Genomic DNA, 12,404 nt, shown 5'->3' with positions numbered 1-12,404 from the left:
AACAACGCGCACAACACCGTAGGCCGGATAAGGCGAAGCCGCCATCCGGCAAGGCAAAATTACGCGGTGCCACCCACGGTCAGGTTATCAACCTTCAGCGTCGGCTGACCCACGCCAACCGGCAGGCTCTGCCCCTCTTTACCGCAAACGCCCACGCCGTTATCCAGCTTCAGGTCGTTACCGACCATGGAAATCTGCTGCATGGTTTCAATACCGGAACCAATCAGCGTCGCGCCTTTCACCGGTTTCGTGACTTTACCGTTTTCAATCAGATACGCTTCTGACGTCGAGAAGACGAATTTCCCGGAGGTGATATCCACCTGGCCGCCGCCAAAGTTCGGCGCGTAGATGCCGTACTCAACGGATTCGATAATCTCCTGCGGCGTCGATTTCCCGGCCAGCATATAGGTATTGGTCATACGCGGCATCGGCAGATGCGCATAGGATTCACGACGGCCGTTCCCGGTCGGCGCAACGCCCATCAGACGCGCGTTGAGTTTGTCCTGCATGTAGCCTTTCAGAATGCCATTTTCGATCAGCACATTGTACTGGCCTGGCGTCCCTTCATCATCGATAGCCACGGAGCCACGGCGATCCTGCATGGTGCCGTCATCGACAACCGTACACAGTTCGGAAGCCACCAGCTCGCCCATATGACCGCTGAAAACAGAGGTGCCGCGACGGTTGAAGTCACCTTCCAGACCATGTCCTACCGCTTCATGCAGCAGTACGCCCGGCCAGCCTGCGCCCAGCACCACCGGCAGCGTTCCCGCAGGCGCCGCGACAGCGGAGAGATTCACCAGCGCCATACGCACGGCTTCTTTTGCCCATGCATCCGCGCGCACTTCACCGTGGAGATCCGCCAGGAAGTAGTCGTAGCCAAAGCGACCGCCGCCACCGCTGGCGCCGCGCTCGCGTTTGCCGTTATCGTCAACCTGCACGCTTACCGACAGGCGTACCAGCGGGCGAACGTCCGCCGCCAGCGTACCGTCCGTTGCCGCGACCAGGATCAGCTCATACACGCCGGTCAGGCTGGCAGAGACTTCCTGCACGCGCTTATCTGCCGCGCGCGCGACTTTATCCACGCGACGCAGGATGTCGAGTTTCTCTTCACGGCTCATGCTTTGCAGCGGATCGAGCGACGTATAGAGCGGAGAGTGGTCTACCGCGCCCAGCGTGTGCACCTTGCCGTCACCCGCGTCACGTACGATGGTTCGTGCCGCCTGCGCGCTCTGCTCAAGTGCCAGCAGGCTAATCTGGTCTGCGTAGGCAAACCCGGTTTTTTCACCGCTCACCGCACGCACGCCAACACCCTGGTCGATATTGTAAGAACCATCTTTGATGATGCTGTCTTCTAAAACCCAGGATTCGTGATAGCTCGACTGAAAATAGAGATCGCCATAATCGAGACGGCGCTCGGCGAGTTGACCAAGAATGTCAAACAGGCGCTGATGATTCAGGCCGTTCGCTGCCAGCAATTGTTCACTTACCAGGTTTAGACTCATTATTCGCTACTCGTTAGTTACCGCTAAGATGCCCATGTTAAAAGAGTGAGGCAATTGTGCGACTGCGTCAAATCATTGCTTCGTATCGCTGCGCGCCTGGCGCAGAACTTCATTGATTTGCGGCGAATCGATTGGCCCGGTGATGCGATAACGCAGAATCGATACTTTGCTCCACAGCGGCCCCAGCACTTTACTTGCCGCGAAGACGGCTGCACCGACAATCGGGTTAATGGCAAATGCCGCTGCCACGCCGACGGTTGCAGAAATCTCAGGCGCAACAATCGCTTCCATCGCAAGTTGACGACGGACTAAATCGACCGACCCTTTCATGGCGATGTCCGCTTCCAGGCCATCAACCAGGGTGTCATCCGTGTTCAGCACGCCGTCTTTAATCCAGGCGGTGCTGCGGATGGAGTCGAAATAGAAGCCTTCCGTGAAGGTATCGCTAAAATCAAAGCGCAGTTTACGCAGCAGCGCATCGACGCTCAGCAGGCGCAACAGCTGGCCCGCGTGACCGGTGCTCAAATCGGTAAACTGACCTTTGCCGATGCGCGTTTTCAAAATACCGTTCAGCGACGGTACGTCCGGCTGCCACGGGCTGGCGCGCCAGTGTAAGTCGTAATCCAGGTTAATTGAGGAGTCGCGAATCGGCGTGGCGATACCGAAGAACGCCACCGCATCGTCAATTTTCTTGCCGCGCAGCTTACCTTTCAACGACGTCCGCTGACCGCTCAGGCCATTAACCCACTCGCCGTCGCTGGTCAGACGCGCGAATCCAGTATCCACCAGCCCGTTACTCAGAGTCAGGGTGTCGCCTTTAATGGCAAAATCACCATCGATACGACCATATTTCTGCCCCCACAGCCAGCACTCTGCACAACGAAGCTGAAGATCCGGCCAGCCACTGAAATCGATGCGATTACGGGTGAGCGGGCCTGTCGAAGCAGCCGACGCCTGCGTCAGCGGCGTCGAGGACGGGTTGTAATACAGATAGCGAATCGCCGCCTGCCACGGTGCATTGTCGTGCATGGTCAGCGTGGCATTCACTTCGCGGCCCTGCGCATCAACTTTGGTGCCCTGCGCCGACGGCTGCGAAACAATGCTCAGGTTATTCCACTGCTGCCCGCCTAAGGTCAGCGACGGCGTGCGCAGGGTGACCTGTTTCGGGAAGACGGCGGCAGAGCTCGCATCACTGGCCGCGCCCTGCTGGAACAGCGCCAGCCACTGCGCGCCATCCATCGGCGGGAGATTCAGCTCAACGCCCTGCTGCTGGGGCAACGGCGGATTAGTACGGCTGTCGCTTGCCCAAATTGCGCGATCCAGCGTCAGTTTCTGGTTGAGCAACCAACGGCTATTGAGATGATTATTACTTCCCACTTTGCCGGTTAAATCGAAACTTTTCAGGTTGCCATCAACGTCAATTTTCACCGGGAGCGGCTCACCGGCGGCTTTATCTACCGGCGCAGGTAAGTGACTACTCACATTTTTCAGGTCAGCGGTGACGCCCACTTTGTACGTGGGGCTACCGCGATACGGCAGCTCAATAGCGACTTTCCCCTGCCACGGCACGCTGCCGCTGATTTCGTCGTTGATAGCTTTCGGCAGCACGCCCGTGCGCGACGGTTGCCAGTTGGCGTCCATGTTGACGTCAACCTGATACGATTTCTCACCTTCACGGGTGTTGAAATCAACCTTCAGCGGCTGATTAAACCAGGTCGCGGTCATCGGCTGGCTCTGCAAATCGCCGTTGGAGAAGCTAAATTTGCCGCTCAGGTTCTGCAACGTGCTGTCGAGCGGTTTGATAAACAGGCTGTTGTTATTGAGCGCCACATCGCCAGTCGCATGCACCAGCTCGCCATTGAGGGGAATATCAAGTTGTAAGCGAGCGCTCACATTCCCATCAAGCTGGAGTTCATCCAGCGTCGCGCCTAACGATTCTTTCAGCGGTGTTTCATTGAAATACGGCCCAACCGCCTTACCCGGTCCGTTGATGTCGGCATCAATCAGCAGCTTCTCTTTGGCGTAGTCCGGGATCATGGCGTTAAGGTTAGTCGCCGTGACGCCGCCCAGTGCCACTTTGTCGGCCTTCATCCACAAGCCATCGTTGAGGAAGTCGAGATGAATGTCGAGGTCGGTCAGCGCGGGCCAGTCAGGCTGGAAGGCAAAGGTGGCATTGCGCAGCGGCACCGACACTTCAAACTGCCCTTCGTTATGCTTGTACGGGAAGAGATGCGGATTACCGCCATACACCAGCGTCGCGTTATCAGCCTGGCCGCCTTTAATCGCGCCGCTGAGATAATCGACCAGCTCTTTTCCCATCAAATTTTCCGGGAAATAGCGCCAGGCCTGGCCGCCATCGTCGGTGCTGATGCCCGCCAGAATGCCCAGCCAGGGCTGGTCGTCTTTCGGCTGCAGGTAACGGAAACCGCCTGCGGCGCGGACGGCTTTGGCTTCAACATCGATATGACGGCCATCCAGCATGAAGCCTTTGTCGTTATTCAGCCAGTTGAGCGTAGCGGTACCTTTGGCAATCTCCAGCGGCGCGCGGAAGACCGTTTCATACGGCATCGTCGCCTGCTGCATGTTCACTTTCAATGCGCCGTTTTCAACGCTACCGGACAGCTCGCCAGAAACATTCTCCGCGCCGGGTAGCAGCTTCCACTGCTTCCACGCTAAATCATTCCACGTAGCCTGAAAACGGGTTTGCTCCGTGGCCTGAAGCGGAATATCGAGCCCCAACGAGTCAATCGTGCCGTTCGGCTGCGTGGTGCGCCAGATTTCGCCAAGCGTCGGGGAGAGTTTGTCAGCAATCGGTAACAGGCCGTTGAGCCCGGCAAGGGAAAGATGACTGGCACGAATGCGCAGTTCATCGCTGCGCACGCTGTTTTTGCCGCCCACTTCCTGCTCGGGGATCCACGCCAGCGCCAGCGCACCGCGCGGCCATGGCGTGCCATCCATGGTGATGCGCGTATCGGGAATGCGGAATTCCCAACCGGCTTTTTCACGCGAGAGGTGCGCCGTCAGGTTATCCACGGCGAGCTGGTGATCGTCTTTATCGCCTTTCCAGCTCGCGCCACCTTTTTTCAACCAGACGTCGCCGCTGGCAATTTCGCCTTTATCGACAGTCGCCCAGGCTTCAAGACTGAAGCGCGCGCTGGTGAGCGCGATATTGTCCTGCATCCATTTGCCAAGCCAGGGTTTGACGTCGATGTCATCCGCCTGTAGCCACAGCTTGCCTTTGTTCAGCAGGCCGTTTTCATCACGCAGATCCATACGCACTTTCATCACCCCGTGCTGCCCGGTGAGGCTGGTCAGGCTCAGCTCACCTTCCGCGCGGTGACGATTTTTACCGTTCAGCCAGGTGAGCTGCGGGATCGCCAGCTCGGCCCGCTGGCCGGAAAGGGTCAGGAAACTCAGGTGGCTGTCGCGCAGGGTGAACTGGTCAAACTGGCGCAGGAAGAGATCGCCGATGCGATCGCCTTCCATGCTGTCGCTGCTGTCATTGCTTTGCAGCGGCGAATTGGTGTGAATGTTGAGCTGCCAGAACGTGAGATCGCGGAACTGCCAGCGCATATGCAGCAGGCTCTGCCAGACGTCCAGCGCCAGCGAGACGCGTTTAATCGACATCTCGCCGCCGTCGTTATCCAGCACGGCTTTAATATCGCGTACTTCAAGCGTGGGGCCGAAGTTTTCCCAGCTGGCCTGAATTTTCGAGGCTTCCACCGGTTGCCCCACCGCCGAGGAGATTTTCGCGAAGATTTGCGGGCGCCATTCGTCCAGATGCGGCAGCACGAGGCGCAGGCCACTCACCAGCAGCGCAGCAATGACAATCAATGTTGCCACGGTGAGCAGTAATATCCCCGGCAATCGCCTCACGCTTCTCTCCTTGTGCCTGGCAGGCTGCTTTACATCATAACCACATCAAACTGCTCTGGATTGTAGAGCGGTTCAATTTGTACTTTTACCTGCTTGCCGACGAAGATTTCAACTTCCGCCAGCGCGTGCGACTCATCGCCTTTCAGGGTTTCCGCCACCGACGGTGACGCATACACCAGGAAACGATCGGAATCATACGCATGATGCACGCGCACAATTTCACGCATGATTTCATAACATACTGTCTCAACGGTTTTCACCGTTCCGCGTCCATGACACGTCGGGCACTGATTGCAAAGCACATGCTCCACGCTTTCACGGGTGCGCTTACGGGTCATCTCCACCAGCCCAAGCTGAGAGAAGCCATTAATGCTGGTTTTCACGCGATCTTTGCTCAGTGCCTGCTCCAGCGAGTGCAGCACGCGACGGCGGTGATCTTCATTATTCATATCGATAAAGTCGATGATAATAATGCCGCCCAGATTACGCAGGCGCAGCTGGCGCGCGATAGCCTGGGTCGCTTCAATGTTGGTATTGAAGATAGTGTCGTCGAGATTACGGTGACCGACAAACGCGCCGGTGTTGATATCCACGGTGGTCATCGCTTCGGTCTGATCGATAATCAGATAGCCGCCCGATTTCAGTTCAACTTTACGTTCCAGCGCGCGCTGAATTTCATTTTCGACGTCAAAGAGATCGAAAATCGGCTGATGGCCGGTGTAGTGCTCCAGCTTACTGGTCATTTCCGGAATGTATTCGGCGGTAAATTCCAGCAGTGCTTCATAAGTCAGACGCGAATCAACGCGAATGCGGTCAAGCTGGGCATCGGCGAAATCACGCAGCACACGCTGCGCCAGCGCCAGTTCACCGTACATCTGATAACGCGTCTGATGGCGTTTTTTACGCTCCATCACTTTGGTCCACACGCGTTTGAGGTACGCGGCGTCAGAGGCTAAATCCTCTTCACACACGCCCTCTGCCGCCGTACGAATGATAAACCCGCCCTGCTCGTCGCAGTATTCCGCCACCACCTTTTTCAGGCGTTCACGTTCGGCTTCACTTTCAATACGTTGGGAGACGCCGACGTGGGACGCGCCAGGCATAAAGACCAGATAACGGGAAGGGAGCGTGATATCGGTTGTCAGACGCGCGCCTTTGGTACCGAGCGGATCTTTCACCACCTGTACCATGAGGTCCTGCCCCTGACGCACCAGCTCAGAAATGTCGCGCACGGTGAACTGTTTTTGTTCCTCGCCCGCCACGCACTCGGTGTGCGGCATGATATCGGAGGCGTGAAGGAATGCGGCCTTATCCAGACCAATATCTACAAATGCCGCCTGCATCCCTGGCAATACCCGACTGACACGACCCTTGTAGATATTGCCTACTATTCCGCGTCGCGCTTCACGCTCAATATGAATTTCCTGCAAAATGCCGCCATCGATATACGCCACACGCGTTTCGGATGGCGTCACATTTACTAATAATTCAGCCGTCATGTTTATCCCTTTCCTCACGTAGTGAGTTAAAGTTACTGAGCAACTCATACGTTTCCACCAGCGGTAAGCCGACTACGGCGTGATAGCTGCCATTTATCTTCCTGACAAAACAGCCACCCAACCCTTGAATACCGTATGCACCTGCTTTATCTAAAGGTTCACCGCTGGCAACGTAGCCTGCGATATCGTGTTCGGAAAGTACTCTGAACGTCACATCGGTGACCACCAGCGCGTCGAGCGTGTTCTGGCGGTCTGCCAGCGCGACGGCGGTCATCACCTGATGCGTTTCCCCTGAAAGCTTGCCCAGCATCTCTGCCGCATGGGCGGCATCACGCGGTTTCTCCAGCACTTCGCCATTGAGGATAACTATAGTATCCGCGCCCAGAACCGGGAGGTCTTGATTGACCATCGCCACCCCGGCCTGTGCTTTTTCTCGCGCCAGCCGCGTCACGTATTGCTGCGCGCTTTCCTGCGGACGGCGCTGCTCTTCAATGCCTGGAACGATTTTTTCAAACGCCACACCCAGTTGGGTGAGCAGTTCCTGGCGACGCGGGGAGCCTGAAGCGAGATAAATTTTCATAACGACCTTTATTGCACGGCGAATTGCTGACGAACTTTGCGCATCAGGAGGAAGATCCACGGCCAGAGTACGCCATTGACTACACTACTCCAGAATACTTCCGGTCGGAAAGAGACGTTGATCACTAAAAACTCTGACCAGAAAACAATAATATCCGTGGCAAGCGATAACAGAATGACGACCAGCGCCTGCTGCCAGAGCGCCAGATTACGAAACAGCTGATACTTGAGCACCACCAGATACGCCACGATACTCAACGACAGCGCGCGCACGCCGAGCGTTGAACCGCTGATGAGATCCAGAATCGCGCCCATCACAAAACCCGTACCGACATTCACCCGATGCGGCAGCGCCAGTGACCAGTAAAGCAGGATGAGCAGAACCCAGTTGGGCCGGAAAACAATAATGTTGTCCGGCCAGGGCATCACTTGTAGCAGCAGTGCGATAAGAAACGAGAGCCAGATTACCCAGCGTCCCTGGCTACGGTAACTTGCCACTATGGCCCTCCCTGAGGGGAGAGCTCAGTAGGCTGGGTTTCCGCAGGCGAGGTTGCAAGCCCCGTGGCAGGCGCAGGAACCGGCGTTGGCGGCCCCATGGAATCCGGGGATGGCAACACCTGCGGCATCATCTGCATCAGACGTTCGTTAGCCACGCGATGCACATCTTCCGGCGTCATCGGGTTCGCGCCGTTACGATCGGCGCCCCACAGCAGCAGCAGATAGCGCAGACGCTGCAAGCCGGCGGTTGGACGCGCCTGAATCACGGTGTACGCGCGCTGGGTATCGAGCTTCACGGAGGAGACTACCGCAACCGGATACCCTTCCGGGAAACGACCGCCGAGGCCTGACGTCACCAGCACGTCGCCGACGCGGATATCCGTGTTGGCAGGCAGGTGTTCAAGCTGGAGATCGTCGGTGCAGCCGTTACCGGCGGCAATCACGCGGATGTCGTTACGTAGCACCTGAATCGGCAGCGCATGTGTAGCATCGCAAATCAACAAGACGCGGCTGGTCAGTTTGGCGACGGCCACCACCTGACCGACAACGCCTTTGTCGCTGATGACCGGCTGGCCTTCATAGACGCCATTGACGCTGCCTTTGTCGATAACCACCTGATCGCTGTACGGATCGTTAACGGTGGAGATCACCTGCGTCACCATTTTCTGCTCATCCTGACGCAGCGGCGAACCCAGCAATTCACGTAAACGGGCGTTTTCTTGTTTGTACTGACCCAGCATCAGCAGGTCGCTGTTTTTCAGCAGCAGTTCCTGGCGAAGTGCCCGGTTTTCAAGTTCGAGTTGGTCACGTGAGGCCAGCGTTTGCGACACGCTGTCGAGTAATTCACGGGGACCATTGGAGACAAAATAGAAAGGACTGACGGCGGTATCCATGTACGTTCGGATTTGACTGAACGTACCGAGGCGGCTGTCGGCGATGATAACGCCAAGCGCGATCAGAACCGCCAGGATAAGGCGAATCTGTAGCGACGGGCCACGGCTAAAAATGGGCTTCATAGGCTATGCGTATTCTCGTGTCAGTAAAATCAAGGGTAGCCCGAAAGCTACCCCGGACTCAGGCTGACTACTCTTCGCTAAACAAGTCGCCGCCGTGCATATCGATCATTTCCAGCGCTTTGCCGCCACCGCGCGCCACACAGGTCAGCGGATCTTCAGCAACAACGACAGGAATGCCCGTTTCTTCCATTAACAGGCGGTCAAGGTTACGCAGCAGCGCACCACCACCGGTCAGAACCATACCGCGTTCGGAGATGTCGGACGCCAGTTCCGGCGGACACTGTTCCAGTGCAACCATGACGGCGCTTACGATACCGGTCAGCGGCTCTTGCAGCGCTTCGAGGATTTCGTTGGAGTTCAGGGTGAAACCGCGTGGTACGCCTTCAGCCAGGTTACGGCCACGTACTTCGATTTCACGCACTTCGTCGCCCGGGTAAGCGGAGCCGATTTCGTGCTTGATGCGCTCTGCGGTAGCTTCACCGATCAGAGAGCCGTAGTTACGACGCACGTAGTTAATGATAGCTTCATCGAAACGGTCGCCGCCGATACGTACGGAAGAGGAGTAAACCACGCCGTTCAGGGAGATAACCGCCACTTCAGTGGTACCACCACCGATATCAACCACCATAGAACCGGTCGCTTCGGAAACCGGCAGGCCAGCGCCGATTGCCGCAGCCATCGGTTCTTCAATCAGGAACACTTCACGCGCGCCTGCGCCCTGTGCGGATTCACGAATCGCACGACGCTCAACCTGCGTGGCGCCAACCGGCACACAAACCAGTACGCGCGGGCTCGGACGCATGAAGCTGTTGCTGTGCACTTGTTTAATAAAGTGCTGCAACATTTTTTCGGTAACGAAGAAGTCAGCGATAACGCCGTCTTTCATCGGGCGGATGGCTGCGATGTTGCCAGGCGTACGACCCAGCATCTGTTTGGCGTCATGACCGACGGCAGCGACGCTTTTCGGAGAACCAGCACGATCCTGACGAATGGCCACCACGGAAGGCTCATTCAATACGATGCCTTGTCCTTTTACGTAAATCAGGGTATTCGCAGTACCCAGGTCAATGGACAGGTCATTGGAAAACATGCCACGAAATTTTTTCAACATACTAAGGGATAATCCTGAAAGCTGGGGCGGAAAACAAAATCCGCTTACTTTACCAACCACACGCAGCAGCGACAAGGCGCAAAAATCATCTGCAACGGTGAAAATTAGTGCAGTTCGTTTCCTCTGTTACAAATCCAACCTGGCTCCATCAGCGTCGGGAGTCATTAACCGTATCCCAATCTGGACTTGCAACCTGTTTCAAAGGTCGTCGACTTGCATGATGCGACATATACCCGGCGAGCAGACACGCACACCCCCGAATAAACCGCGCGCATTATTCTACGTGATAAACACGCTAAACAGCAGGTCAAACAGAGTATCTTTGCGAATATTTTTTCACATTCGTGTCAAGTGGTTGTGAGGCGGCAAAAAAATCACCTTGCCCGCCGGAAACGCCACACTCTGTCAGTACCTGCCATTCACTACGGCTCCGGATGCCCGGCGCAAAAACCTGCATGGTTGTGCCTTTCGTGGCTTCAACCAGGCTTTGCACCAGCAACTGGTTTTGACTCCGCTTCTCAATATTGCGCACCAGGCTTGGGTCAAGCTTGATGAGTTCAACCTCAAGTTGCTTGATCCAACTGGTGCTCACCAGGGTTAAACCTGCCTGTATAACGGCGATCCTGGCCCCTAATGCGTTAATCAAACGCACGACGGGCTGCAAACGGCTGATATGTTGACAAACATCCGCCTCTGCAAGTTCAAAAATAATCCGTTTGCGTTGCGATTTTTCGCATTGCATTAAAGCATCACGCAGCCAGCGCTGAAAGCGCGGGCGAATGAGTGACTCAACCGACACCTGCAACGCCAGGTTTTCCTCCGGCCAGAAATTCAGGAACGGCAGCACGCGGTTTATCTGCAAGCGGTCGTACTCTTCCATCAGGCCGAACTCCAGCACCATAGGCAGATACTCTGCGGCAATCACCTCTTCAGTGCCGTCATAGATGCGGCAAATCAGCTCCCGGTGATGCACGCGGCCATTAAGCGTGACCGCCGGTTTCTGATACAGACGCGGGCCGCCGCGTCGTAACATCTGTTCGATGAGCGTACGCCAGCGCACATTCCCGCGCCCTTTCTCCGGCAGCGAGTCATCGTAAATCGCCCAGCTATTGCTGCCCTGCAACACCGCGTTGCGCACGGCGGCTTCCGCGTGCTCCATCACCTGCTGGCTGGTTTGCCCGCTACGCCAGGCGCAGATGCCAATGTGCATCATGTCATCGCGGTCGAGAATTTTGGTTATCGGCAGCGCATCCGCCGCCTTGAGCAGTTGCCCGGCGATACTGTCGGCTTCTTTCAGGGTGCGATGCGGCAACAATACAGTAAAGTCGCTGCGGTGGTATCGCGCCAGTAATGCGCCGGGATAACGCATCATAAAGGTGGAAAGCAGGTTAATGAGCATGAAGAGGTGCTCTTCAGCCGCTTCATTGCCCCAGCGGTCGCGCAATAAATCGAGGTCCGGCAGACGAATCATCATCACAATGCCGTGCGCGCCGACGTTTTCCTGATCGTCCAGCAGCGTCGCCAGTTGATTATCAAAGAAGAGACGGTTGCTGAGGCCGGTTTTATTATCCTGCGCGGCATAGGCGCGAATCAACGTATCCATTCGGCTGCGCTGCTCACCGGCAAACTGAATTTCTGACAGCAGCACGTCCATCGCGCTACTGGTGCGGGCGGGCCATTCGTGAACGCTGCCTTTCACTTTCGCGCCGCGCTCGCCGTTCAGGATGCGAATGGCCCGCGATTCCAGCAGTTCTTGTCCCGCCAGTTGACGACGCAGCCAGCGCACAGCGATAAACACCATCAATACCATAAAGGCGATGGTTAGCGTCAGCGGCAGTGTGGTCATCAGCGAACGGAAGTAGTTCGCCATCGGATCCTGATACTCCAGCTTAATTTGCATGCCAGGATGCTTAACAGAATCAATCACTACTTCGCGATAGCGATAATAGCTGCCCACCGGGCGGTAGCTGCTTTTGCGCGCATGATGGTAGATGTTTTTCCCATCCTGGAGGAAATCGACACGCACCACATCCACGGGTGCCAGCATTTCATCAAGCTGCGGACCCAGTTGCTCGAAAGGCGTGGTCAGCAGGCGATTATCCAGCACCGTGGCGACCGCCTCAACGCGGCTCTTCACTTTATATTGAATGCCGTTATAAAAACTCAGCGACGAGCCAATCAACGTCACCAGGATAGTCAACCCGGTCAGCAGCGTAAAAAAAGCGGAAAATTTCGTCGTTAATCGCATCCCTGATTTAACTCCGTTGGTTAATCGTCACCCGACAAATCGCCCGGCCCCGGCTGCCCGCTCCATCAAAAG

Annotated in this window: 8 protein-coding genes; all 8 read right to left on the bottom strand. The window is 56.3% G+C overall.

Annotated elements, in window-relative coordinates; all coding sequences use genetic code 11:
- Window positions 1–59: 59 nt before the first annotated feature.
- On the bottom strand, window positions 60–1,505 hold the full coding sequence (tldD, locus tag ACWWFX_RS08065) for a metalloprotease TldD (protein WP_473223557.1): 1,446 nt from the start codon (window positions 1,503–1,505) through the stop codon (window positions 60–62).
- A 72-nt stretch (window positions 1,506–1,577) separates the two neighbouring features.
- Window positions 1,578–5,381: an AsmA2 domain-containing protein YhdP gene (gene yhdP, locus ACWWFX_RS08060; protein ID WP_327621857.1), complete on the bottom strand. Its 3,804-nt coding sequence runs from the start codon at window positions 5,379–5,381 to the stop codon at window positions 1,578–1,580.
- A gap of 29 nt (window positions 5,382–5,410) precedes the next feature.
- Entirely contained in the window at window positions 5,411–6,880 is a 1,470-nt protein-coding gene (gene rng / locus ACWWFX_RS08055) for a ribonuclease G (RefSeq protein WP_015962786.1), read from the bottom strand.
- Window positions 6,870–7,460 (bottom strand): Maf family protein, encoded by a 591-nt coding sequence (locus ACWWFX_RS08050; RefSeq protein WP_149464034.1) that lies wholly within the window; start codon window positions 7,458–7,460, stop codon window positions 6,870–6,872. The genes rng and ACWWFX_RS08050 overlap by 11 nt, the downstream gene beginning before the upstream one ends.
- Window positions 7,461–7,468: 8 nt before the next feature.
- A complete protein-coding gene (gene mreD / locus ACWWFX_RS08045; protein WP_015962784.1) occupies window positions 7,469–7,957 on the bottom strand; it encodes a rod shape-determining protein MreD in 489 nt (162 codons plus the stop codon).
- Entirely contained in the window at window positions 7,957–8,973 is a 1,017-nt protein-coding gene (gene mreC, locus ACWWFX_RS08040; RefSeq protein WP_276221060.1) for a rod shape-determining protein MreC, read from the bottom strand. Before mreC ends, mreD begins: the two co-directional genes overlap by 1 nt.
- A 67-nt stretch (window positions 8,974–9,040) precedes the next feature.
- Window positions 9,041–10,084, bottom strand: a complete 1,044-nt coding sequence (gene mreB / locus ACWWFX_RS08035) for a rod shape-determining protein MreB (protein WP_000913396.1) — start codon at window positions 10,082–10,084, stop codon at window positions 9,041–9,043.
- A gap of 307 nt (window positions 10,085–10,391) precedes the next feature.
- Window positions 10,392–12,332 (bottom strand): RNase E specificity factor CsrD, encoded by a 1,941-nt coding sequence (csrD, locus tag ACWWFX_RS08030; protein ID WP_456146589.1) that lies wholly within the window; start codon window positions 12,330–12,332, stop codon window positions 10,392–10,394.
- Window positions 12,333–12,404 lie beyond the last annotated feature (72 nt).

The organism is Pseudocitrobacter sp. 2023LY-00077 (genome assembly GCF_055796175.1).
The sequence above is the reverse complement of the archived record's forward strand: the minus strand, read 5'-3'. Positions and strand labels throughout refer to the sequence as shown.

Coding starts and splice junctions, on each gene's coding strand:
- tldD (WP_473223557.1), bottom strand. CDS start 1,505: ATGAGTCTAAACCTGGTAAGTGAACAATTGCTGGCAGCGAACGGCCTG.
- rng (WP_015962786.1), bottom strand. CDS start 6,880: ATGACGGCTGAATTATTAGTAAATGTGACGCCATCCGAAACGCGTGTG.
- ACWWFX_RS08050 (WP_149464034.1), bottom strand. CDS start 7,460: ATGAAAATTTATCTCGCTTCAGGCTCCCCGCGTCGCCAGGAACTGCTC.
- mreC (WP_276221060.1), bottom strand. CDS start 8,973: ATGAAGCCCATTTTTAGCCGTGGCCCGTCGCTACAGATTCGCCTTATC.
- mreB (WP_000913396.1), bottom strand. CDS start 10,084: ATGTTGAAAAAATTTCGTGGCATGTTTTCCAATGACCTGTCCATTGAC.
- csrD (WP_456146589.1), bottom strand. CDS start 12,332: ATGCGATTAACGACGAAATTTTCCGCTTTTTTTACGCTGCTGACCGGG.